The organism is Anabaena sphaerica FACHB-251 (assembly GCF_014696825.1).
Lineage (GTDB): Bacteria > Cyanobacteriota > Cyanobacteriia > Cyanobacteriales > Nostocaceae > RDYJ01.
This window is the reverse complement of record NZ_JACJQU010000001.1, coordinates 312,560-336,172: the sequence shown is the minus strand read 5'-3', so window position 1 is coordinate 336,172 and position 23,613 is coordinate 312,560. Positions and strand designations below refer to the sequence as shown.

General features: G+C 37.5%; 21 protein-coding genes. 14 read left to right on the top strand and 7 right to left on the bottom strand.

Annotation, left to right across the window (positions count from 1 at the left end):
- The first annotated feature begins 65 nt into the window (after window positions 1–65).
- Window positions 66–1,604, top strand: a complete 1,539-nt coding sequence (locus H6G06_RS01395; protein WP_190556336.1) for a DEAD/DEAH box helicase — start codon at window positions 66–68, stop codon at window positions 1,602–1,604.
- A 120-nt stretch (window positions 1,605–1,724) separates the two neighbouring features.
- Here H6G06_RS01395 and H6G06_RS01390 read toward each other — a convergent pair whose 3' ends face one another.
- Window positions 1,725–2,660 (bottom strand): aldo/keto reductase, encoded by a 936-nt coding sequence (locus tag H6G06_RS01390; protein ID WP_190556334.1) that lies wholly within the window; start codon window positions 2,658–2,660, stop codon window positions 1,725–1,727.
- 139 nt (window positions 2,661–2,799) lie between these two features.
- Here H6G06_RS01390 and H6G06_RS01385 point away from each other — a divergent pair, with 139 nt between their 5' ends.
- From H6G06_RS01385 to H6G06_RS01370, 4 genes are all read left to right on the top strand, one after another.
- Window positions 2,800–4,233: a BCD family MFS transporter gene (locus H6G06_RS01385; protein WP_190556332.1), complete on the top strand. Its 1,434-nt coding sequence runs from the start codon at window positions 2,800–2,802 to the stop codon at window positions 4,231–4,233.
- Window positions 4,234–4,305: 72 nt separating this feature from the next.
- Window positions 4,306–5,112, top strand: a complete 807-nt coding sequence (locus H6G06_RS01380) for an inositol monophosphatase family protein (protein ID WP_190556330.1) — start codon at window positions 4,306–4,308, stop codon at window positions 5,110–5,112.
- A 309-nt stretch (window positions 5,113–5,421) separates the two neighbouring features.
- Window positions 5,422–6,000, top strand: a complete 579-nt coding sequence (locus tag H6G06_RS01375) for a hypothetical protein (protein ID WP_190556328.1) — start codon at window positions 5,422–5,424, stop codon at window positions 5,998–6,000.
- Between the two features lie 34 nt (window positions 6,001–6,034).
- Window positions 6,035–6,988, top strand: coding sequence for an MDR/zinc-dependent alcohol dehydrogenase-like family protein (locus tag H6G06_RS01370; RefSeq protein ID WP_190556326.1), 954 nt, complete (start codon window positions 6,035–6,037; stop codon window positions 6,986–6,988).
- Window positions 6,989–6,992: 4 nt separating this feature from the next.
- On the opposite strand, the gene H6G06_RS01365 is transcribed toward H6G06_RS01370, so the two are convergent.
- The 5 genes from H6G06_RS01365 to petP all read right to left on the bottom strand — a co-directional run bounded on the left by H6G06_RS01365 (window position 6,993) and on the right by petP (window position 11,024).
- Window positions 6,993–7,547 (bottom strand): protoglobin domain-containing protein, encoded by a 555-nt coding sequence (locus H6G06_RS01365; protein ID WP_190556324.1) that lies wholly within the window; start codon window positions 7,545–7,547, stop codon window positions 6,993–6,995.
- 549 nt (window positions 7,548–8,096) lie between these two features.
- On the bottom strand, window positions 8,097–8,366 hold the full coding sequence (locus H6G06_RS27180; RefSeq protein WP_338422898.1) for a hypothetical protein: 270 nt from the start codon (window positions 8,364–8,366) through the stop codon (window positions 8,097–8,099).
- 135 nt (window positions 8,367–8,501) lie between these two features.
- The gene (gene chlG / locus H6G06_RS01360) at window positions 8,502–9,536 is read right to left on the bottom strand and encodes a chlorophyll synthase ChlG (RefSeq protein WP_190556322.1); all 1,035 of its coding nucleotides are present in this window, start codon (window positions 9,534–9,536) and stop codon (window positions 8,502–8,504) included.
- 109 nt (window positions 9,537–9,645) lie between these two features.
- Complete coding sequence (locus tag H6G06_RS01355; RefSeq protein WP_190556320.1) at window positions 9,646–10,746, bottom strand: Get3/ArsA fold putative tail anchor-mediating ATPase NosAFP; 1,101 nt, start codon at window positions 10,744–10,746, stop codon at window positions 9,646–9,648.
- Between the two features lie 86 nt (window positions 10,747–10,832).
- Window positions 10,833–11,024: a cytochrome b6f subunit PetP gene (gene petP, locus H6G06_RS01350; protein ID WP_190556318.1), complete on the bottom strand. Its 192-nt coding sequence runs from the start codon at window positions 11,022–11,024 to the stop codon at window positions 10,833–10,835.
- Between the two features lie 253 nt (window positions 11,025–11,277).
- Here petP and H6G06_RS01345 point away from each other — a divergent pair, with 253 nt between their 5' ends.
- The 8 genes from H6G06_RS01345 (at window position 11,278) to H6G06_RS01310 (ending at window position 21,012) form a co-directional block, all read left to right on the top strand.
- Window positions 11,278–12,030: a Uma2 family endonuclease gene (locus H6G06_RS01345; protein ID WP_190556316.1), complete on the top strand. Its 753-nt coding sequence runs from the start codon at window positions 11,278–11,280 to the stop codon at window positions 12,028–12,030.
- Between the two features lie 170 nt (window positions 12,031–12,200).
- Complete coding sequence (locus H6G06_RS01340) at window positions 12,201–13,007, top strand: ABC transporter permease (protein WP_190556314.1); 807 nt, start codon at window positions 12,201–12,203, stop codon at window positions 13,005–13,007.
- Window positions 13,007–13,750: an ABC transporter ATP-binding protein gene (locus H6G06_RS01335; RefSeq protein ID WP_190556312.1), complete on the top strand. Its 744-nt coding sequence runs from the start codon at window positions 13,007–13,009 to the stop codon at window positions 13,748–13,750. The genes H6G06_RS01340 and H6G06_RS01335 overlap by 1 nt, the downstream gene beginning before the upstream one ends.
- A 947-nt stretch (window positions 13,751–14,697) precedes the next feature.
- Entirely contained in the window at window positions 14,698–16,557 is a 1,860-nt protein-coding gene (locus H6G06_RS01330) for a glycosyltransferase (protein ID WP_190556310.1), read from the top strand.
- A 22-nt stretch (window positions 16,558–16,579) separates the two neighbouring features.
- Window positions 16,580–17,689, top strand: a complete 1,110-nt coding sequence (gene glf / locus H6G06_RS01325) for a UDP-galactopyranose mutase (protein WP_190556308.1) — start codon at window positions 16,580–16,582, stop codon at window positions 17,687–17,689.
- Window positions 17,690–17,721: 32 nt separating this feature from the next.
- The gene (locus H6G06_RS01320) at window positions 17,722–18,627 is read left to right on the top strand and encodes a class I SAM-dependent methyltransferase (RefSeq protein WP_190556306.1); all 906 of its coding nucleotides are present in this window, start codon (window positions 17,722–17,724) and stop codon (window positions 18,625–18,627) included.
- Window positions 18,628–18,630: 3 nt separating this feature from the next.
- A complete protein-coding gene (locus H6G06_RS01315) occupies window positions 18,631–19,932 on the top strand; it encodes a glycosyltransferase family 2 protein (protein WP_190556304.1) in 1,302 nt (433 codons plus the stop codon).
- Between the two features lie 36 nt (window positions 19,933–19,968).
- Window positions 19,969–21,012 carry a glycosyltransferase family 2 protein gene (locus tag H6G06_RS01310; RefSeq protein ID WP_190556303.1) on the top strand — a complete coding sequence of 348 codons (1,044 nt, stop codon included), beginning with the start codon at window positions 19,969–19,971 and terminating at the stop codon, window positions 21,010–21,012.
- On the opposite strand, the gene H6G06_RS01305 is transcribed toward H6G06_RS01310, so the two are convergent.
- Window positions 20,949–22,067: a GumK N-terminal domain-containing glycosyltransferase gene (locus H6G06_RS01305; protein WP_190556301.1), complete on the bottom strand. Its 1,119-nt coding sequence runs from the start codon at window positions 22,065–22,067 to the stop codon at window positions 20,949–20,951. The two genes, H6G06_RS01310 and H6G06_RS01305, sit on opposite strands and share 64 nt — an antisense overlap.
- Before the next feature lie 214 nt (window positions 22,068–22,281).
- Here H6G06_RS01305 and H6G06_RS01300 point away from each other — a divergent pair, with 214 nt between their 5' ends.
- Window positions 22,282–23,610, top strand: a complete 1,329-nt coding sequence (locus H6G06_RS01300) for a nucleotide sugar dehydrogenase (protein WP_190556299.1) — start codon at window positions 22,282–22,284, stop codon at window positions 23,608–23,610.
- The last annotated feature ends 3 nt before the right edge of the window (window positions 23,611–23,613 follow it).

The window sequence follows — 23,613 nt, the reverse complement described above, 5'->3', positions numbered from 1 at the left end:
TTACCTAATTTACGAATAAGTATCGGTTTACAAGTCCAAAACTCAGAATAAATCTAGGAGAATTAATGAATCTTACCTTTCAAGAACTAGGCATTTCCCAAGAACGTGTTGAAATTCTAGAAAAACTTGGCTTTACCACACCCACAAATATTCAGGCTCAAGCTGTTCCCCAGTTGTTAGCGGGTCGTGATGTAGTTGGTCAATCGCAAACCGGAACAGGCAAAACAGCAGCCTTTTCACTGCCGATGTTAGAAAAACTGGATGTGAGCAAAAAAGCTGTACAAGCTATTGTTCTAACACCTACCCGTGAATTAGCAATGCAAGTTCACGATGCTATTTCCCAATTCATGGGAAATGATGGGTTGCGAGTATTGGCTATTTACGGTGGTCAGTCAATTGACCGCCAAATGATGCAACTAAAACGCGGTGTTCATGTTGTCGTAGGTACACCAGGGCGAGTAATCGACTTGCTAGAGCGTGGTAGTTTAAAACTTGACCAGGTGAAATGGTTTGTTTTAGATGAAGCTGATGAAATGTTGAGCATGGGCTTTATTGATGATGTCATCAAAATCCTGTCCCAAGCCCCCACAGATCGCCAAACGGCTTTATTCTCGGCAACTATGCCCCCATCTATTCGCCAACTGGTGAACAAGTTTTTAAACTCTCCAGTGACAGTCACCGTTGAGCAACCAAAAGCTGCACCCAATAAAATCAACCAAGTAGCTTACCTGATTCCCCGACACTGGACAAAAGCCAAAGCTTTACAGCCAATTCTGGAAATGGAAGATCCAGAAACAGCTTTAATCTTTGTCCGTACCAGACGCACAGCCGCAGAACTGACTAATCAATTGCAAGCGGCTGGCCATAGTGTGGATGAATATCATGGTGACTTATCCCAACAAGCGCGGGAAAGATTGTTGACCCGTTTCCGTAATCGCCAAGTCCGCTGGGTGGTAGCGACTGATATTGCTGCACGGGGTTTGGATGTGGATCTACTTTCTCACGTGATCAACTTTGATTTACCCGATAGCGTGGAAACCTATGTTCACCGGATCGGTCGGACTGGTCGCGCTGGTAAAGAAGGTACGGCGATTTCTTTGGTACAACCGTTTGAACGCCGCAAACAACAGGCATTTGAACGCCATAACCGCCAAAATTGGCAGGTGTTAACAATTCCTACCAGAGCGCAAATTGAAGCCAGACACATCAAAAAATTGCAAGAACAGGTAGCAGAAGCGTTAACTGGTGAACGTTTGGCTTCATTTTTACCAATCATTAGTGAATTGATTGAAAAGTATGATGCTCAGGCGATCGCTGCTGCGGCTTTGCAAATTGCCTATGATCAAACCCGTCCAGATTGGTTGCAATCTGGTGTAGACCTTCCCCAAGAAGAACCATCTCCCAAACCCAAGCTCAACAAGCGTCGTGATGGTGGTGAATACCCACGCAGCGGCGGTGGTGAACGTGGTGGACGTTCTTCCTGGTCTAAATCTGACAACAATGGTGATGAAGGACGGGGATCAGCCAAGCCTAAATTACGTACAGGCCGCCGTGAATCTCCTGTGACACCTAGTAATCAAAAACTAGGTTCACATCGAGAATAGGAGTTTGAGTTAATTTGGGATTTTGGATTTTGGGTTGAAATTTAGGAATTGATGCAATTTGCAACTAATGATTTTGATTTTTCCTAATCTAAAATCGCCAACCTAAAATCTAAAATTGTGTCAGAGGCGGGTAATTTGATCTAACTCGCCTAATTCATCATCAGTCATTATCCAACCCAAAGCGCCAACATTCTGTTTCACTTGTTCGGCGTTTTTGACACCAGCAATGGGAATTACGTTCCCCTGAGCAATCAACCAGTTAAGGGCAACTTGGGCAGGGGTGCGACCATATTTTTCACCAATTTTCCGCAGTAAAGATAAAACTGGGGCAATTTTATTTAAACCATCTTGACTAAATCGCGGGTCTATGCTTCTGGCACCTGTAGGATTTTGAGAAGGTGTATATTTACCTGTAAGTAATCCCTGAGCTAAAGGACTATAAGCTAATATTTTTACATCTAAATCACGGGCAGTTGGCAAAATACCGTTAGTTTCGATTTGCCTTGTTAGCAAAGAATAACGAACTTGGTTAACTGCTAAAGGTACTCCCCGTGCGGCTAATATTTGATGTGCTTCTTGCATTTGTGATGCCGAATAATTACTGACACCTACTGCACCGATTCTTCCCTTATGCACTTCATCGGCTAAAGTATTCATCAAAGTTTCTTGACTGAGAAAGAATGTAAATGGCCAATGAACTTGGTATAATTCAATTCTTTCAACTTGTAGACGTTGGAGACTGGCTGTTAAAGCCTCAGACACAGATTTTCCATCCCAACGCCAGGGTAATGGTCCAAATTTAGTAGCAATTTGTACTGGTTGGGATGTTTGCTTCATGAACTTTCCTAAAAACTCTTCAGAAAGTCCCAAGCCGTAAACTTCCGCAGTATCAAAGAAAGTGACACCAGCATCTAATGCTGCGGTAAAAGCGGCTTGTAACTGTTCTTCACCGTAAGCATCGCCATAATTCCAAAAAAGTTTATCACCCCAAGCCCAAGTTCCTATGCACAGGGGAGGAACGGTTATGCCATTTTGACCTAATGTGATGGTTTCCATCTTGCTAAAATAGATTATATTTACATTTCTTTACTTATTCAGTTTATCGTTTTCCCTTAACCTGTTCAGGTGACTCGAAAGAGGTTGGGTGTTTCCGTTTATCTTGGTTAATGAGTGTAAACAATACAAAAAAGTAGCTATGGCAAGCGGTGATGTATTTGATACCCAAAAAGAATCCCTAGCTGTACCAAAGGTCAATATACCGACCATGTTTAGGCTGGGATTATTTCAGATGGGTTTGAGTATGATGTCTATTTTGACTCTGGGGGTACTTAACCGAGTCATGATTCAGGAAATAGCTATTCCGGCTACAATAGTGGCTTTGGTGTTAGCCATACCGGCTTTTGTCTCTCCTACCCGGATTTTATTTGGACAGATTTCTGATGCTAAACCGTTGTTAGGCTATCATCGTACAGCTTATGTGTGGGTGGGAGCAGGGATATTTGCGATCGCTGCTTTTTTAGCAGTACAAGTAATGTGGCAGTTAAATGCCGCTAGTAGTGCTGATAGCTGGGTATGGACAGCCCAAACTATCGGTTGGACAGCAGTTTTAGGTTTGGTTTTCGCTGTCTATGGTCTAGCAATTTGTGTCAGTGGTACGACATTTGCAGCTTTGTTGGTGGATATCTCAGAAGAAGATAACCGTTCCCAAGTCGTTGGTATTGTTTGGTCAATGCTGATGGTAGGAATTATAGTTGGGGCTATTGTTAGTTCTAGTTTATTAAAACAACTGGATGGTAATGCACCTTTAGAAACTTTACAATCAGCCATTAATCGATTATTTCTCATTGTTCCTAGTATTGTATTTGGATTATCAATAATCGCTACTTTGGGCGTAGAAAAAAAATATTCCCGTTTTTCTAAACGTTCCACACTAGGAAACCGAGAAGATAGCATTAGCTTAAGTAAAGCTTGGTCAATATTAACAGCAAGTCCACAAACAGGTTTGTTTTTCACCTTTTTATTGGTGATGACTATCAGCTTGTTTATGCAAGATCCAATTTTAGAACCTTATGCGGGTGAAGTGTTTAATATGCCTTTGGCTGAAAGTACCAGATTGAATATTTTTTACGGTACAGGAATTTTAATTGCTTATGGTGTGACTGGTTTCTTGATTGTGCCACGTTTGGGTAAACGGAGAACTATAAAATTAGGCTGTATTTTAGTAGCCTTTTCGGCTTTATTACTCGGTTTTTCCGGATTCTCTGCTAATCCTAATTTCTTGAAATTTGGTTTGGTGATATTTGGTTTATCTACAGGTTTCTTAACTACAGCAGCAGTGAGTTTAATGTTAGATTTAACAGTTGCAGAAGCCGCAGGTACTTTTATTGGTGCTTGGGGACTAGCACAGTCTATATCTAGGGGAATAGCTGTAGTTATTGGTGGTACTGTTTTAGATATAGGTCGCAATTTATTACCCAATAATTTAGTATTAGCTTATGGTTTGGTTTTTGGTTTAGAAGCGGTGGGAATGTTAATTTCGATTTGGTTTTTGAATCGGGTCAATGTGACAGAATTTCAAACCAATACGAAACAAGCTTTAGCTTCTGTTTTAGAAAGTGATTTAGATTAAAGGGAACGGGGACAGGGGACAGGGGAGAAAGTAACCACTGATCAATGACTAATAACTAATAACTAATAACTAATGAACGATTTTTGGACTACTATTTTAGACTTTGCGGAAACCACTACTACCAGAGTGGGACAACAATTAATGCACGATTTTGGGAAAGTGCAAGCTTCTCAAAAAGCTGATGGTAGTTTAGTTACTCAAGCTGATAAATGGGCAGATCAGGAAATTCGAGATGCGATCGCTTCTACTTTCTCAGGTTACGGTATTTTAAGTGAAGAAAGTGATCAGACTTTTCCTAATACAGAATGGTGTTGGGTAATTGATCCTTTAGATGGAACAACCAACTTTACACGGGGTATTCCCATTTGGTCTATTTCTCTGGGGTTACTGTATCGAGGTACGCCCATTTTTGGTTATGTTTACGCACCACCATTAAATCAAGCATTTTATGGTTTTTGGCCTGGTTCTTCAGGCTTAACAACCCCAACAGGAGCATTTTTGAATAATCACGCTATTCATACCAGTAAAGATGCTCCTAGCAGTAATCACTTTTTTAATCTTTGTTCCCGCAGTACGGGAATAATTCAACCAGGTTTTCCCTGTAAACTGCGGATGTTAGGAGTTGCTAGTTATAACTTTTTGACAGTTGCGACTGGTGCGGTTTTGGGAGGAATTGAAGCGACACCAAAGGTTTGGGATATTGCAGGTGCTTGGGTAATTGTACAAGCTGCTGGTGGTAGTTGGGTATCTCTCAAGTCTGAGCCGTTTCCATTATCACCAGGTACAGATTATAGCGATCGCTCTTTTCCGACAATGGTGGTTGGTTATCCAGAATTGGTTCCTGTGTTTACACCCTTTCTAGAAGGTGTAAAATTTTAATTAATTCCCACCGCTATATCCATCAGGGTTAGCGGGGAATTCCTTATAAAAAACTATATTTATTATGTTTGCACACAGAGCAATAAAAGAGAGATAATAAATGATTACGTTAATAAACTAGCAAACAACAGTAGTCAGTAATTCAGCATAAATATTGATCGTTAATATCAAGCAATTAGCAGAAGAAAATGGAAATTTAGCCTAATTCAGCACTTCTGGAAATAATTATCTTGATTTATGCTTTTCTACTTAATCTTACTGTTAATTTGCATTTGTTCTAGGTGCAACTCTACTGAGTCATCGACAATTATGCTATCAAATTTAGATTTGGTGCGAGATTTTGTTCATCACTCTAGCCAAAACCAAGAAGTTTTGTTGGCAAATTCTATTTTAAGCTCGCAAACAATTTGCCGGAGCAATCAACTGACAGCAAAAAAAGAGGGCGTAATTATGAGCGCCCATGCAACCGACACACAAACTAAATTTTTAATCAAAGCCAATTCATCCCATTGGGAATTGATGAATCAGGTATTAGCTGAATACGGATATCTTTTACAAGGAGATATAGATAGCCGAGGATTCTATGAGTATTTATACGGCAAAGTCCCTGAAGGCTATCAGCTTCACTGTACTAAATCTGTGATGCTATGGCGAGCTTGGTGGAAATATCGTAAATATACTTCTCGAATAGGTATTCCTATGAATCTTCTAATTCGGAAGAAAGATTCATGGTATCCAGTCAAAGATTTAATAATTAGCAATGGTACATTATATATTAAAACACTAGGAAATGAAATAGCACTTAGTTCAGAGGATCTGATTACTTGGCTAAACAAAATTGAATTATCACCGTTGAGTGAAAAGGTTGAAGAAAAGCCACAATTGTAGTCAGCAGTCAATTAGCAAATTAGGTGAGGACAAAATGAAAGGACTCTGGCTGGAAAATAACCAGTTACAACTCAAAACAGATATTCCTATGCCTGAACCACCACCGGGCGAGGCTTTGGTGCGAGTTTTACGTGCGGGGATCTGTAACACTGATTTAGAATTACTCAGAGGTTATTATCCCTATACAGGTATTTTAGGACATGAGTTTGTTGGTGTTGTCGAACAAGGTCCAGAAGAGTTAATCAATCAAAGAGTTGTCGGTGAAATCAATGCTGCTTGTGGTTATTGTCGGTTTTGTCGCAGTGGAAAACCTACCCACTGTGAAAATCGCACAGTTTTAGGTATTGTTAATCGAAATGGTGCTTTTGCAGAATACCTTTGTTTACCTGTTAAAAATTTGCATCCTGTACCAGAAAATGTTTCTACAGAAGCTGCAACTTTTACCGAACCTATAGCCGCAGCTTTGGAAATTCAACAACAAGTGCAATTATCTCCAGATGACCGAGTTTTAGTAGTCGGAGATGGTAAATTAGGACAACTGGTATCTCAGACACTAGCTTTAACTGGCTGTGATTTGTTGGTAGTAGGGCGACACCCTGAGAAATTAGCTAATTTAAAAGCCAGGGGTATAAAAACAGGTTTAGCTGATGCTGTGACAGATAGGGCTTTTGATATATCAGTTGATTGTACTGGAAACCCAGCAGGATTTTCTATTGCTCGTCGGGCTTTACGTCCCAGAGGTACGCTAGTTTTAAAAAGTACATACTCTGGTAATCTCAGTCTGGATGCTTCCTCATTAGTGGTAGATGAAATTACCCTGATTGGTTCTCGTTGTGGACCCTTTAGCCCAGCATTAGAGTTATTAGCTACAAAACAAGTAGATGTAGAACCTCTAATACATTCTCATTATCCTCTGAGTGAAGGGTTAGCTGCTTTTGAAAAAGCGCAAACTAAAGGAGTTTTAAAAGTGTTGTTAGATATGAATTAGCAAATCACATCGATGCTGCACCACTTATAACTAGACGTTTAAACAAAGCCGATGACCAACCAGTTTCTTTTAAAACAGCAGATGTAGAAACCTCTATATACGACTGTTCAATAAAAGCTAAATCAATCATGCAAATCTTACCCAAAGCGTCTTTTAATTCTTCTGATTTTCCTTCTACTTTGAGTTTTTTACCGACTTCATTAACTACAGTAGCCATAGCTGGAACTATATGCTGGGGTTGGATTCCAACCTTGACATGAACAATGCCAATTTGCCAACGACATTGAGAATAGCCAGCACTCCAATCATCAATTCCTGTAAACATTTCATGAAACCATTGCACGAATGTTTTATGCAAGCGATGAATTCTTCCTTCAGTTGCATTTAAAATGGTATTCATTTCTTCATCTCGTCCTAGATAAGCATAGAAATGATCTGCCATTTCTGCGGCAATTTCTCGCCCCCAATCTGCATTGGATTTAAGAATAACTTTATCTTCCTCGGTAAAATCAAATCTCTTTACCAGGGTATTCATAAAAACGACAGGATCTATAGTCATAATTAATCCTTATTTTCTTCAACAAATCAAGATCAAGACTGACTGGTTGCGCTAAAAAAAGGTAGTGAGTGCAGCCGGACTCAGTTTACTGCACAACAAGTTGTTTTAACAAAACAGATGTGCTTTTAAGAACCGAGTTCAATCTTCGTCTAATTTAGTCGATAAAGTTGAGGAAGTTGTGAAGATAGAAATAATTGTTACAAATAACTCTCGGACAGCTAGGCATAATCAAGGATGTGTATCACCTGTTGTATAGCTGTCAGAATCAGGATTTATGGCTAACGCCACGCTTCGCTATGAGGATTTAAGGATTTTCAGGATTATTTTCTCAATGACTGTCTAAATCATTCTGCCAATAGAAATCCATCCTGTAATCAATACATCATTTGAGGATGTCTGATAGCTTGCGTGGCGTAGCCATCAACTTTTTCTGTAATATCCAATACTTGTATATTCCCCTAAATACTGCTGAAAAAGGGGGGATAAGGGAGGAGCGGAATAAAACTTGATACTTCTCCGATATCCTCTTAGAGGAGAGGGAGATAATAATTAATTTGATTGATAATCTTTACAACCAATTGCTTCTTCAGTATTCGCAATGTATGGATTTACAGTACATTTAAGACGATAATTATTAGTAAAAAATTTGCAATTATGACAGGGTATTTTGTGCATTTGTTGAGCATTTTTAACCGTATCTCGTGTTGCTGTCCATAAGTTCAAAAATACCAGAATAATCATAGTCCAAGCTATGACAAAGCAAATCGGAATCAATAATGGTTGTATCCCATGAATTAGGAAGGATATAAAATTTAACACGGCATTTGCTAATACAAGTGAGGAGTTAGAAATTAATATAACTCCTAACTCCTCGTTGACTACTTCTAGCTAAAGATATATTACAGGGGATTTTCAGGTGAATGCGAGAAGAGGATTCTTTACCCCTACGGGAGGTTAAACCCCAGCATGACCTAATGCTAAACCTGTCACCAGCATTCCCAGAACTAGGAAAGGTTGGGCGCTGGCTTGGTACTTAACGTCATTTGCTATGGGGTCACGCAGGAAATACATATCCTGGAAAGTGATTTGGGGAATGATTAATAGTACCAAGATGGCAGCGTACAAGTTTTCATGAATACTGACGAGGTAAGCTGCAACTAAACCTTGGAATAAGTCAATCATAACCACACAAATCAAGGCGGCAGTTTGCACGCCAAACATGACTGGTAGTGATTGTAAACCTAGTTGGCGATCGCCCTCTACACTCTTGAAGTCGTTAACAATGGCAATACCTAAACCTGCCAAGCTGTAAAATAAGGTAAGAACCACAATTCTCCAATTGAGTTCCCCAAACAAAGCATGACCAGCCCACCAAGGTAAAGCAATGTAACTTGCACCTAACGCATAGTTTCCTAACCAACCATTTTGTTTTAATTTCAATGGTGGTGCAGAATATATATAGGCGATAAAAGTACCAAAAATAGACAACATCAAAACATTAGGAAATGGATGACCTGCCCATAAATCTAAGGTATAGGCTACGCCATATCCTAGTAATAGTAAAACAATGAATTGGCTAATTACTTGCTTTTCAGAAATTGCCCCAGAAGGTATGGGACGGTAAGGTTCATTAATAGCGTCAATTTCCCGGTCATAAAAATCATTGATAGTTTGGGTGTAACCTGTCAACAATGGACCAGAAAGAAACATACAAAGTGCTGCTTTTAAGACATTTTCTAGAGTCCAAGTGTAGTTACCAGAAGAAGCCGCACCGCAGACTACACCCCAAATTAGGGGAATCCAGGTAATCGGTTTCATCAATTGCAAGCGAATTTTCCAAATAGAAGTTTCACCAGCACTTGCACCTTTCATTCCCAGAAGTTGCCGAGTTTTTGCATTGCGGTCTTCTGTGGTTGTTACTTCCTGAATTGTAGATTCTACAACCTCAATAGGTTGAGGATTTTGATTAATGGGAGTTGATTCAGACATAAGATGTAATGGGTGATTGGTGATTGGTGATTGGTGATTGGTGATTGGTGATTGGGAAAAATAAAAGTGATTACCCAATCCCCAGTCCCCAGTCCCCAGTCCCCAGTCCCTAAAAAGAAATAATCAAATAACTATTTTGAAACTTGGCTCCGGTGATAGGTCTACCACTGAGAGCAGGGGGTAAGAAGATATTGCGGCGATGATCTCCGGCTTCTACCGTGACCTCTGGTCCGTACTGAGTGAGTTTGACTTGTTTTTTGTCAAAACCAGGTAAAAATAGGCGTACTTGGCGATTATGCACGTCTATGTCAATTGGTTTGGGAGCCTGTAATGCTTGCTCTACAAAGTTAGGTAAAGCATCTATCAGTGGTTGCCATTCACCGTTGGAGACATCAGGGACAATGCTTACAGGTAGGGGTGTAAATTCTGCTGATAGGTTGGTGTTTTGCTGATCGGACACTAAAATAGCACCACCAATAGTTAAACCTACTTGTTGAGCAGTACCCCAAAGATAACGAGAATTTGCCACATCAATTGGATCTGAGGTTGTGACTAAAAAAGCAGCAACGCGCTCAGGGTTAGCTAAAGCAGCTTTGCCTTGATCGAGAAAATTATTAACTTGGTTGGTGGGTTGGGAGAAATTATCAGCTGTCCAATTAACATTAAAAAAGCTGGTAATTAGAGGTTGAATCAAGGGTGATTCAGAAATTGTTTTGCCTAAATCGGAGTTAACAAACAATTGTCGAAATCGCCGCACATACCAGCTAATAGATTCAGGCATACCCAACATCCGCAAGGTGGAACCGTCTCCAGTGCCATCATAGATAATCGCGTCATATTTGCCACTGGCATCGTATTCACGAATAGCATTGAGAGCTAAAGCGTTGTCCATGCCTGGTAATACTACCAGTTCTTGACCATAAACCTCTTTAAAAATAGGTGTGCGGAGATATTGCGCTTCAAGTTTTTTTACTTCTTCCCAGTTGCGTTCTAGCAGTACAGATGCTTGAAACTGTACTGCTTGCAAGTTGGGAGCGATTTCCTGGGGGTCAGGAGACAGAGTAGTTTCTAGTAAAATTGGCAACGTTGGTTCTGCTAATCCTGCTAGGAGTACCCGTTTGCCTTGGGTTGCCAATAGCTTGGCTGCTGCGATCGCTATTTTGCTACGGGCGATGCCGCTTTTGCCTAAAAATGTCAATATCAAGGCCATTACTTGAGTTCCAATTACCGCCTGTCTGGTCAACTCCAACTTAACATTACCCAGATACTCTGTGCCTGTGCTTTGAGGTGTGTATACTACACTGGTTTGATTTCATCTTCAAAAAACCAAGTACAAAAGTTGTCATCAAACTTGACTACTACACCAATTCCAGCACCGTCAGTAACTTTGTAGCCTTCGATAATGCCGACTTTTCCTAATTTTTGGGCGATAGTGGCAGATACGCGATCGCGCATACGAAACACCTTAACCTTTTGTCCAATTTCCATATCTAGTTACAATCCAAGAATTCAAGTCTCAGTGTAGCGGAATCTGGTACTTTCTTTTCATTGGTCATGACTTAAAATTAAATCAGTAAGCAAGCTGGTATTCAATTACTCTCAGATATTACTACTAAACTTAACCGCCACCTCAAAAAAAGTTCGTATGAAAGTTGATTTCATCCCATTTGCGATTTCTGCGGAGCAATTCGCCATTGCTTGGACTAAATCCTGATAGTTTAACCTAGAAATAACGTTATATATGTATCAAAATCATCCACCCTCCTCACCCAAAGAAACCATGCCAACAATGTATGATTTACCTAGTGAATTAATAGGGGAATCAGGTTTGCCAGACGAATTTCATTGCATACAAGCAGATTTACTCACTGAAACTTGTCAACCAGCCAATTATACTTTTGCAGAAATACTGCTTGCTAGTGATTTAAACCTTTATTATGATCCCCGTCATCCTAGTTGGTACAAGCGTCCTGACTGGTATATGGTGTTAGGTGTTGCTAATGCTAACCAACAACAAGACTTACGTTTAAGTTATGTTGTGTGGCAAGAAGGTATTGATCCGTTTTTAGTGGTTGAATTACTTTCACCGGGAACAGAACAAGAAGACCTGGGACAAACCCTGCGAGAAGTTAACAAACCACCAACCAAGTGGGAAGTATACGAAAGAATTTTGCGTGTTCCTTACTATGTTATCTATGACCGCTACGAAAATAATTTCCGTGCCTTTAAACTCAATGGTACTCGTTATGAACCTATAACTCTATCAGATCATCGTTTCTGGTTAGAAGAAATAGAAATGGGTTTAGGTTTATGGCAGGGAAGCTATCAAAATACAGAGGGTTTGTGGTTACGTTGGTATAATGCTGATGGCTGGTTGCCAACTTTGTCAGAACGGGCAGAAAGCGAACGTCAACGGGCTGATGAAGCGGAGGTTAAAGCAGCTATTCTAGCTCAAAGGTTAAGAGAATTAGGTATTGAACCGGATAGTGTGTAATGAAAGAAATTTTTTGCAGATCATGAGCGTCAACGGGCTGATAAATTAACAGAAAAATGCCATTACTGCGGATCATTGCGAGTAAATCCTGACAGTTTGGCTGCAATTAATGCTGACAATCATATAAAATGCGCGAATAACTTGGCTGTGGTGTGCAGTGGTACTTGAGGATGACCCTATCTATCAAAGACAATTTCACTAAGTTGCAAGTAGAGCGTTATTGGGAATTGCTGCACGTTTTAGTAGCACGGACTCTGAAAGTACGTTATAGGGGTTCCTTCCTGGGAGTTTATTGGTCTCTGTTGAACCCGTTAATAATGACAGGGTTGTACACCGCAATTTTTGGAGTTACCTTCGCATCCTATTATGGTAACTCCATTCTGAACTACGTTTTAGCAGCCTTCACAGGTTTAGTAGTAATCAATTTTTTCTCAGCTTCCACATCCCAAGCCTTGGTAAGTGTGGTAAGTAATGGCGCATTATTGAATAAAATTCATCTCCCAGTCAGCGTTTTTCCTGTATCAATGATTGCGTCTAATATATTTCAGTTTTTCGTGGGAGCATTTCCGTTGCTGTCACTAATGACTTTAATAAATTCTAAAAGTCTAGTAAATGTCCTAGCGTTAGTGTTTCCATTTCTGGCATTAATTTTAGTTTCCACAGGAATCGGATTTTTAGTAAGTGCCTTGTATGTATTTTTTAGAGATTTACCTTACTTTTATGAATTAGTCACCTTTGTGATGTGGATTAGTAGCCCTATATTTTATCCGGCTGCGATTGTCCCGCCACAAGTAAAGCCATTTCTCAGTTTAAATCCCCTATCCCCAATAATTGAAAGTCTGCGTCAGATTACATTATCAGGAACATCGCCAGATTTAGGTTTAATTTGGGGTGCTTTACTAAGTGGCATCATTATTTTGTCCCTGGGATGGACTTGTTTTCATATTTGGCGACATCAATTTATGGATTTACTGTAATGGAAGTAATTCGCCTGGATAAAGTTTCACTGTGGCGACGGACACAAGAAGAGTTTTCTTACGACTTGAAAAAAACAGTGCTTTCTATTGTAGAAGGGAAATATCGCCAACCTGCCAGAAAATTAGTGCTGGATACAATTGAATTGGTAGTTAACAAAGGTGAAAAAATAGGTATTATTGGTGCAAATGGTTCTGGTAAATCCACGCTTTTAAAAATAATTTCTGGTATTCTTAAACCTACTCATGGAACAGTGCGAGTAAAAGGGCAAATTGCTCCTTTAATTGAACTGGGAGCAGGCTTTGATCCAGAAATATCTGTGATGGATAATATTGTACTTTATGGTGTACTACTGGGATTTTCTAGAATAGAAATGCGAGCAAGAGCGCATTCTATTTTGGAGTTTGCAGAATTGCAAGATTATGCTTTAGTTCCAGTTAAGGGTTTATCTTCGGGTATGGTAGCAAGGTTGGGTTTTTCTATTGCTACAGATGTACAACCTGATATTTTAATTTTGGATGAAGTTTTATCAGTAGGGGATGAGAGTTTTAAGAATAAATGCCAACAAAGAATTGAGAGATTTTGGGACGCAGAAGCAACTGTTTTGGTAGTTTCTCATGATTTGGGTTTTATGAAACAGTCTTGTAAAAGGATAATTTGGTTAGAGAAGGGAAAAATCAATTTTATAGGAACAGCGGAGCGTGCAGTAGAGTCTTATTTGGCTGGTAAAGTCATCCCCGAATAAATTAAAGTCAAGATATTAGGGTGCATATCTTGATATTTGTACTATATTTGTAAAGTTTTGTTTAAAAATTCAATATCTGTGCTGACATAGCAGAAATGTTGAAGGATTTATAGTTACAGGGTGTAACGGAAATAGGTGGAGTTGATACAACTTTGTTGTAAGTTCCTTCATAACCTCCTACCTCTTTCATATCCCTCTCGTTGCATTAATTAATAGAACTTACGCACTCAGATCCTCAAAACCGCTTAAAAACAGAGCTTTAGATATCTCCCACCTTGTTAAAGCAATAGGGATGATCTGAATTTCAAGAGTCAGTGTGTAAATCCTCATTAAACAACAAACTTCATCCCAGTCCAAGAGACTACAGGAAAGACTTGCAATACAGTTTTAAAAGCTTTCTATTGAGCTAAAAATCTGCTGTCTACTCAAAGCATTTTTAGGAGATATCAGCGATTTTGACACACAAAGAAAATCAAGGATAATGCACTGTGCTTTTTTCAATATGAACTCATTTTTTGGCATTGCTACCAAGTAAAATTACACCATCAATAGGAAAGTTAATGTATAAGTTTACATTTGGAAGCAAAAAGAAAATCAAGAATCAAAACGACTTCAGATTCCCCGATTTTTACTGTTAAATACTTAGCCAGTATTTCCAGACATAAATAAATGATAACTTAGGTGTAAAAAATAGCATAAGTCATTTAGAAGAAGTGATTTTTCCCAATGAATTAGCTGTTTATAGAAAAGAAAACAACCTAAAATATACATCCATTTTGCAAAATGATTAGCCTAAAATGTAACAGCAAAAAGTAATATCAATACAGAATAGAATGTTTTGAATTAAGTGTTTATTCTGTTGGCATTTCAATTGATGTTTTGGCATAACAGTTACTGAAGAAGATTTTGAGTCGAAATATAAAATCAAAATTGAGTAAAAACAAACTATGGTTAACCAACTAGAATTACCAACTATCTGTCACATTACTCAAAATAAGATATTTAATCATCTGCAAAATATTATTTTTCCTAGAACTGATATTTGTACTGTTGAAGAACTATTTTTTAGAAGTAATGCTCAAGTTTTATTTGACTATGAAAATCAGACATTAGAGCTAAATCAAGGTGGAATTGTTAGTTTTGACACATATTTTAATGCTTTTTATGTGGATAGTTGGCAAGAATATACAAAGGTTAAAACTATAGGTGCTAGTCTCAAATTAAAAGGAAGTTTAAAAATTAGTATTTACAATATAGACAGATTAGGTGAAACTAAAACCGTCTTATCACAGAAGATAATAAACAACCAAAAAATTGAGGAGATTACAGTTTTAGACAACTTCGATATATCCGCATATACAGGAATGATCTACCTGGAAATCGAAGCATTAGAAAATATGTGTCAAATTAGCGCAGGGTATTTTTCTACTTTTATAGAGACTGATATAAACGTCAAAATTGCAGTTGTAATTTGTACTTACAAAAGGGAAAATTATGTTTATAAAAATATGAAATTATTAGAAGAATACTTATTAGAAAAAACTGAATTTATTAAGAGATTAGAAGTATTTATTATTGATAATGGCAATACTTTAGAACAACTTGATAGTCATATAATTCATTTAATACCTAATAAAAATGCCGGGGGAAGCGGCGGTTTTGCTAGAGGAATGCTGGAAGTTTTACAGCAGCAAGATAAATTTTCACATATTATTCTTATGGATGATGATGTTCTCTTTGAGCCAGCAATATTGGAAAGAACATGGAATTTTTTGAGCGTAGCTAATCAGAAAGAAATCTGTCTTGGTAGTAGTATGTTGAGATTGGATAAAAAATACATACAGCATGAAAAAGGAGCTTATTGGAATAGAGATAAAGGTTTTATTCCTGTCAAACCCAATATGGATTTAAGAAAATTAACAGATACTTTATTCAATGAAGTAGATGAATATATTGATTACAGTGGATGGTGGTTCTTTTGCTTTCCAGTCAATTCTATCAAAGATTATGGCTTGCCATATCCTTTCTTCATTAAAATGGATGATGTTGAATTTTGCCGAAGAATAGGGAAAAAAATTATTATTTTGAATGGTATATGTGTTTGGCATGAACCCTTTGAAAATAAAAAGAATCCATCCATTGAATACTATTTTTTTAGAAATAGTATGATTTATCATAGCCTGTATTTTCCAAAAGAGTTTAGTAGTAGCAAGGCGATCAAATGGTTTCTAAAACCATTACTAAAAGAAATATTTTGTTATAGATATGAAACTGCCGAGAGCATTATCAAAGCCACTGTTGATTTTCTCAAAGGTCCTGATGCTTTAGTTGCTAACCAACCGGAGGAAAAGCATAAAGAAGTTTCTACGTCTACGGAAAAAACAACTAAAAATTCACAGTTACCATTCGTATACAACAAATATATAGCCAGTCTAGAAAAGAGTGAAAACAAGTTACATCGTTTTTTCAGACTTCTAACTCTTAATGGTCATCTTTTACCAAATTGGTTTTTCTTTGCAGACGACACATTGAGCGATAAGGGATATAGTATTGTTCCATTTGGTAATAGTAGACCTTTAAACGTTTTTAGAGCTAAAAAAGTTTTGTATTACAATTTACAAACACAAGAAGGATTTATAGTTAAATTTTCCCGAAGCAGATTTTTTTTGGTGCTAATAAATGCCTTATGGTTAACCTTGGTAATGCTCTTAAAATTACCAAAATTGAAAAAGCTATATATCAACTCATTCTCTGAATTTACTAGTCAAGCTTTCTGGGAAAAGTATCTAGAAATAGAAGCAAAATAATTAAAATACCCGCAATAAAACTATGTACAATAGAATGTTTGACTTTCTGATTGTTGGTGCTGGGTTTGCAGGTTGCACCCTAGCAAATTGTATTGCTACGCACCTAGATCGCAAAGTTTTAGTCGTTGATACCCGCAATCATATTGGTGGTAATGCTTTTGATTTTTATGACAATGCTGGAGTATTAATTCACAAGTATGGAGCGCACATTTTTCATACTAATAGCAAAAAAATCATTGATTACCTTTCCCAGTTTACTCAATGGCGAGTTTATCAGCATGAAGTTTTAGCTAAAGTTGATGGTGACTTATATCCAATTCCCATCAACTTAAATACCATTAACCAACTCTATGGACTAAATCTTAACGGCCAAGAAATTGAAGATTTTTATGAGCAAGTTAGAGAAAAATATGAAAGAATTGAAAACTCAGAACAAGCTGTAGTTGGCAAAGTAGGAACTGATTTATACGAGAAATTCTTTAAAAACTACACTTATAAACAGTGGAACCTGTGGCCGCACGAACTAGATGCTTCAGTTTGCGCTCGTATTCCCGTGAGAACAAATAAAGATAACCGCTATTTTGGTGATAAGTATCAACTTATGCCTATACATGGTTATACGAAAATGTTTGAAAAAATGTTGGCACATCCCAACATTAAAGTTATGCTAAATACTAGCTTCCAGGAAGTAGAAAAATGGCTGAAGTTTGACCATCTAATTTATACTGGACCCATCGATCAATTTTTTGATTATAAATTTGGTAAACTTCCCTATCGCTCATTGCGCTTTGAATTTGAAACTCATGATGTTGAATATTTCCAACCAGTTGCTGTTGTCAACTATCCCAACGATTATGATTTTACACGGATAGTCGAGTCAAAACATATTACTGGACAAAAACATCCAAAAACTACTATCTACTACGAATACCCACAAGCGGAAGGAGATCCTTATTACCCTGTTCCGCGTCCCGAAAATCGTGAGTTATTTCAACAGTATAAAACTGAAGCAGATAAGCTGGAAACAGTAACATTTGTAGGTAGATTAGCACAATACCAATATTACAACATGGATCAGGTTGTTGCTGCTGCTCTCACGGTGTTTGAAAACAGAATTAGTCAAATTTATTAGGTTTTATCAACAATTATTAGAGGAAAAATACTTTGTCATATACATCATTTACACAAAAATTGCCCAAGTCTCTCCGTGCTTTTATCCGTGAAAGAGATACAGCAGTTCAAAAATTAATAAGTTCTTATGAGCATATCAAGCTTGAGTCGAAAAAGTTAAGAAAGCTTTATAAAATTTTAGAGTCACAAAATCAATATTCACCTGCGGAGAATAAAAACGAAAAAGTTCCAGATTTAATCAAAAGAAAAGCACTAGAATATGATTTAAACAAGGGTAGAGTTGTCATTGAATCAATCTTATCTTCTTCAAAAGAAGAATTGGCAAATAGAGATTTTTTGTTAGATAAAATTAAAGAGTATGGTTGTGCATATCAAGGCTGGAACCTTTATTCTCCTTATCAACAGTATCTCAATGCTTCTGACTATGGACCGCTACAAATTCCTACAGAATTCACAGATTTTTTAATTTATTGTATTCAGAAACAACCCAGTTCATTTTTAGAAATTGGCGTGATGTATGGAGGATTTTCTGTTTTCTGCTGTGCGGTTTTATCTAAATTCAACACGAATTTTAAGTATACGTGTGTTGATATAGAAGATAATTTTCGAGATTGGGAGTATTTTTCATCTATTTTACCGCTGGAAAAAGCTATTCCTGCTACATCTGCTGATTTTATAGGCTCACAATTTGATGTTGTTTATATTGATGCTGATCATTCATATCATGGCATGAAAAAGGATTTCTGCAATGTAGGTCGTTATGCAAAAGTTTGCGCTTTTCACGATATTAATGCATCTGAATATGACCACTTAGATGGTGGAACTAGAAGATGTTGGAATGAACTCAAATTATCATACTGTCAGTCAGCTTCAATTTTGGAAATTAGTCATATCGCTGAAGAGTGGATGGGTATTGGTATTATCGATTTTAATAAATGATTTATGCAAATTATTAAAGTCGCAGCTATCATTGTCACTTGGAACAAACTTAAAGATGTTTGTTTGCTAATTGAAGACACTAATAAACTAGATTTAAATGGGATATGTCTGGATATTTTTGTGGTTGATAATGCTTCATCTGATGGTACACAAGCTTATCTTGAAGAACATTATCCCCAAGTCAAGGTTCTCCAAACAGGTGAAAATATAGGCGGTTCTGGTGGCTTTTCTCATGGAATGAAGTTTTTAATTCAACTCAATTATGACTACATTTGGCTACTAGATAATGATGTGCGCTTAGATACTCAAGCTTTGCTTGCTTTAGTAGAAACTTTACAAAATTATTCTGAAGTGGGCTTAGTAGGTTCTCAAATTAGAAAGTTAGAGCAACCGGAGATTATTCAAGAAATAGGCAGTTATATTCATGAACAAAAAGCCCATTTAAAAACTTACTTGGGTAACTCTCCTATTGTATCTACAGAAGACATTTTGGCAGAGAAACCTTATCTATCTGTAGATATTTGTGCTGCGGCTTCATTATTATTTAGACGGGAAATAATTCAGCAAATAGGAGTATTTGAAAATTATTTTTTGCACTTTGATGATGTGGAATGGTGTTTAAGAGCAAAGCAAGCTGGTTGGGTTGTTGCTGCTCATCCAGCATCTATTGTTTGGCATAGATCACCTGATTTTAAACATCGTCCTTGGATTAGTTATTATGATGAACGTAACCTCTGTTATTGTTGGCAAAAACACAAACCGGAACTGTTATTAAAACGTCTTCGATTACTTTTAGCAAAGTTAATCTACTATTCATTAACAGGGCGTTTTTTTTGGACGGAAATTTATTTGCAAGGGTTAGAAGATTTTCTCAAGGGAGTGAAAGGCAAAATGCCTAGTTTACTTCCCTATCGAGAATATTCTCTAGCGGAAATTATTACCCCTGATGCAAATATTTTGGTGCAATCTTCGATATATCAAGATATCTGTCAATTTACAGATTTACAGATAGATGAAAAAACGACTCTTTGGTATTTACCTAAAAATTTATTATATCGGGTTTATATTTGGGTAATTTCTTGGTTTTTAAAACCTGTAGATTTAGCAATACTTAGCTGCTATCGTCCTGAAATTTACCAATTTCATTTAGCTAAAAAAGTTTATTGTTTCACTGGTGCAGGTTACGTACAAGTAAATCTCAGTTTAATGAATGTTCTGCTCAACAGTCTGCAACTATTTTATCGGTTGTTGAACATATATTGGCAGATGAGCATTGTCGTAAGTAACTCAGCAGGTGCAAGATAACTTTTCTCATTAGCAAGATTGGAAATAATTGCAACTATGTCAAACTCAGAATTGATATCTATAGTGATATGCACTGCTGACCGCTCGGTTTCTCTGCAAAAAACTATTGAATCCTTAAATCACATCAATTATCCCCATTTTGAAGTGATTGTTGTAGATTCTTCATCTAATGACAATACCTTAAAAATGCTAAATTTGCTCAAACAAGATTTGAATTTTAGCATCAAAATATCTATATCAAGTCATAAAAATCTTAGTATATCTAGAAATATAGGTATACAAAAATCATCAGGAACAATTATTGCTTTTATAGATGATGATGCTATTCCTCCATCAGAATGGTTAAACGAATTGATAGCAACCTATATTTTATATGGTAATAATTGTGCTGGTGTTGGTGGTACTGTGCGAGATATGACAACTTTGGGTTATCCTTTACAATATCATCATGGGATAACTAATATTATTAGTAATACTATTCCTATTCGTGCAGTTGATGCTATCAATTACAATCAAATAGATGGGTTTTGGTACAATGGTTTGATGGGAACAAATTCATCTTATCGTAAAGAATTACTGGAAAAGATTAATGGTTATGATGAATTTTTTGAATATTTTTTAGATGAAACTGATGTTTGTTTGCGCTTGATTCAAGCTGGTTATGAAATTCACTACTGTGATGCAGTTGTAGATCACTATCCCCAACCTAGTCATAATCGTTATGATCAAAAGCACCTTACTTGTTGGTATTCCTTAGCTAAAAATACTACTTATTTTGCCTTAAAGCACGCTTATAAAAGACTTCCTTTGGCGATTTTGTTGATACGTCTAGCTTCACTGTTAATTTATCGGTGCTTACTGAGGATTATTCGGCTTAAATTTACTCATGGTCTTAGTAATCGGATTTTATGGCAATATATCCAAGAGGCTTTTAAGGGTGTGCGTGTGGGTTGGAGTGCTGGTATTGCTTGGCATAGCGGAAATAATGAGAAGGTGGGTAAATCGCCTGCTTCTAGTTATAAAGCTGAATTGTTATTTGTTAGTTCTAAAAAACGATTTACCAATTCATCCCAAGAATAGATTTGATCAGTTTGAATTTGATCACGCTTATAGCTTTGGGCTGCAAGTAAAGCATTGCGGATACTGTCAACATCTCCTGGTTGATAGTAAAAAACATGAGTTTTTGAAGATGATAAGTAGACTGGAGCAATAATAGGTAACTGACAGTAAGTATATTGAATCATTTTCAGGCTATCAGTAAAAGACTCACTACCATGACTATAGACCAGTGTCTGAAGAGCTATATCTGCATATTTTATATAAGGGATAGTGGCTATAAATGGTAACTCTCCATAGGAAATGATGTTTTTCCTTGCAGGTAAGTTTTTAATAGGTCCAATAATATGAAATTGCCAATTAGGGAATAATTGACTGGCTTGGGCGATAAAATCTGTATCAAAGTAAGAATTACCTACAAATATGATATTTGGATGATTTACAGTGGGATAAGGATTAGCATATTCTTGATCAAATAAGTCTTTACGAATACCATGAAAATGCAATTCCAAATTCGGCAAGCCTGGAAAATTACGGTAAATGTACTGACTAGGTACGCTGACTAAATCAAATTCAGAGGCTATTTGCTGTTCTGTTTCTAAGACAACAGGATGATTATTTAATAATCGCAGATCATCAGAAACACGATAGATAAACTTAGCACTGGGATTGATGCGTTTAAAGCTTTCAAATAACAGAATTGCAGGGGTACTTTCAAAGATAAAAAGATCAGCATCCTCAATCATGGATGCTACTGGTCCTAGAGGCAAGTGACTGTAAAGACGGAACAAACCATGACTTAAGGAGTTAAGTACATTCAAACGCAGATTAGCTGGATGCCAAAGTGTAAACCAGATATAGCTCCAAAGTGTGGTTTCTACCTGCTGAAGTTTGTTAGCCTCTTGGAGTACAGGATAGTCTAGGCGGTAGTCTTGACGAATTACAGATAGCCAACTTAGGGGTGCGGTGAAAAATACCACTTCCCAACCTTGACGCAAAAAGGCATCAGCTAACCAGTGAAAGCCTGCCTTGCGTTTGGAACTCCAGTAATGGCCAGTAATCAAAACTACACGCTTCATAAATTAATGATATGTCACAAAACTGCTAAACTATTAACCTGGTAAATTAAATATTTACTGGTATAAAGTTTGCGCTACTAGAAACCTGTCAACATTGTCTAATGCTTGAGTATATCTTGAGTTGAGATTATAGATACATTGTGATTAGAAATACTTTTTATGTAGCGTAGTCACTATGAAACTTGCTCTAAGCAAGATTATGTAGCCTGAAAATATGACTGATCACCCAGAAAATTTAGTTAAATTAAAACAAAAAATTAGCGACCATACAGCCATTGTTGGGGTTGTCGGTCTGGGATATGTAGGTTTACCATTTGCAGTAGAAAAAGCCAAAGTTGGCTATCATGTCCTGGGAATTGAGCAAAATCCGCTCAGAGTTGAACGAGTCAACATAGCCGATAATTACATCACAGATGTTCAAGATGAAGACTTAAAGCGAGTTGTCAGCAGTGGCAAACTACAAGCAGTTGCCGATTTTGAACGGGTTGCGGAGATGGATGTTATCGTCATTTGTGTTCCCACACCCCTAACTAAAAATCTGACTCCTAATTTGAGCTACGTTGAAAATGTAACTCATGCCATTGCTAGACATTTGCGCCCTGGACAGTTGGTAACTTTAGAATCAACTACTTACCCTGGAACTACGGATGAGGTGATGCGCCCTGTTCTAGAGCAAATTAGTGGTTTAAAGCAAGGAAAAGATTTCTTTTTAGCCCATTCTCCAGAACGGGTAGATCCAGGCAATAAGCGTTACACTACCAAAAATACTAATAAGGTAGTAGGAGCATCAGATCCATATTCCCTGGAAGTTTCACAATTATTTTATGAGCAAACTATTGATCATGTAGTACCTGTCAGTAGTGCTAAAGCTGCGGAACTGGTGAAGGTGTTTGAAAATACCTTTCGCGCTGTAAATATTGCTTTAGTAAATGAGTTAGCTTTATTGTGCGATCGCCTCAATCTCAACGTTTGGGAAGTGCTAGATGCTGCCAACACCAAACCCTTTGGCATTATGCCCTTTTATCCGGGTCCTGGGGTAGGTGGTCACTGTATCCCTATTGACCCCCATTACTTGGAATGGAAAGCTAAGGAAGTTAACTTTAATACCCATTTCATTGCTTTAGCAGGGGAAATTAATCGCTCCATGCCCCTATTTGTTAGGGAAAAAACCCGCAGAGCATTAAATAATTTAGGTATTGCTCCCGCTAAATCAAAGGTGCTGCTCATTGGTGTGGCGTATAAAAAAGATTTGGGTGATTGGCGGGAATCTCCAGCTTTGATGGTCATGAATTACCTCTTAGAAGATAAAATCACAATTAGTTATCATGACCCCTATGTGCCAAAAATTGAGGTGCAAGGCAAAACTTACTCTAGTGTAGAGCTAACAGAGGAAAAAATTATCTCGGCTGACTTAGTAATAATTACTACTGATCATAGTCAGATAGATTACATCAATTTGGTAGTTAAGTCCAAAGCGGTTCTAGATACAAGGGGTGTAACTCGTCATCTTGATTGCGCCCATGATAAAGTAACTCTGTTGTAGGGA

Bases quoted from the DNA above. Each gene is read 5' to 3' on its own strand.
- H6G06_RS01395 (WP_190556336.1), top strand. From the start codon at position 66: ATGAATCTTACCTTTCAAGAACTAGGCATTTCCCAAGAACGTGTTGAA.
- H6G06_RS01390 (WP_190556334.1), bottom strand. From the start codon at position 2,660: ATGGAAACCATCACATTAGGTCAAAATGGCATAACCGTTCCTCCCCTG.
- H6G06_RS01385 (WP_190556332.1), top strand. From the start codon at position 2,800: ATGGCAAGCGGTGATGTATTTGATACCCAAAAAGAATCCCTAGCTGTA.
- H6G06_RS01380 (WP_190556330.1), top strand. From the start codon at position 4,306: ATGAACGATTTTTGGACTACTATTTTAGACTTTGCGGAAACCACTACT.
- H6G06_RS01375 (WP_190556328.1), top strand. From the start codon at position 5,422: ATGCTATCAAATTTAGATTTGGTGCGAGATTTTGTTCATCACTCTAGC.
- H6G06_RS01370 (WP_190556326.1), top strand. From the start codon at position 6,035: ATGAAAGGACTCTGGCTGGAAAATAACCAGTTACAACTCAAAACAGAT.
- H6G06_RS01365 (WP_190556324.1), bottom strand. From the start codon at position 7,547: ATGACTATAGATCCTGTCGTTTTTATGAATACCCTGGTAAAGAGATTT.
- chlG (WP_190556322.1), bottom strand. From the start codon at position 9,536: ATGTCTGAATCAACTCCCATTAATCAAAATCCTCAACCTATTGAGGTT.
- H6G06_RS01355 (WP_190556320.1), bottom strand. From the start codon at position 10,746: ATGGCCTTGATATTGACATTTTTAGGCAAAAGCGGCATCGCCCGTAGC.
- petP (WP_190556318.1), bottom strand. From the start codon at position 11,024: ATGGAAATTGGACAAAAGGTTAAGGTGTTTCGTATGCGCGATCGCGTA.
- H6G06_RS01345 (WP_190556316.1), top strand. From the start codon at position 11,278: ATGTATCAAAATCATCCACCCTCCTCACCCAAAGAAACCATGCCAACA.
- H6G06_RS01340 (WP_190556314.1), top strand. From the start codon at position 12,201: ATGACCCTATCTATCAAAGACAATTTCACTAAGTTGCAAGTAGAGCGT.
- H6G06_RS01335 (WP_190556312.1), top strand. From the start codon at position 13,007: ATGGAAGTAATTCGCCTGGATAAAGTTTCACTGTGGCGACGGACACAA.
- H6G06_RS01330 (WP_190556310.1), top strand. From the start codon at position 14,698: ATGGTTAACCAACTAGAATTACCAACTATCTGTCACATTACTCAAAAT.
- glf (WP_190556308.1), top strand. From the start codon at position 16,580: ATGTACAATAGAATGTTTGACTTTCTGATTGTTGGTGCTGGGTTTGCA.
- H6G06_RS01315 (WP_190556304.1), top strand. From the start codon at position 18,631: ATGCAAATTATTAAAGTCGCAGCTATCATTGTCACTTGGAACAAACTT.
- H6G06_RS01310 (WP_190556303.1), top strand. From the start codon at position 19,969: ATGTCAAACTCAGAATTGATATCTATAGTGATATGCACTGCTGACCGC.
- H6G06_RS01305 (WP_190556301.1), bottom strand. From the start codon at position 22,067: ATGAAGCGTGTAGTTTTGATTACTGGCCATTACTGGAGTTCCAAACGC.
- H6G06_RS01300 (WP_190556299.1), top strand. From the start codon at position 22,282: ATGACTGATCACCCAGAAAATTTAGTTAAATTAAAACAAAAAATTAGC.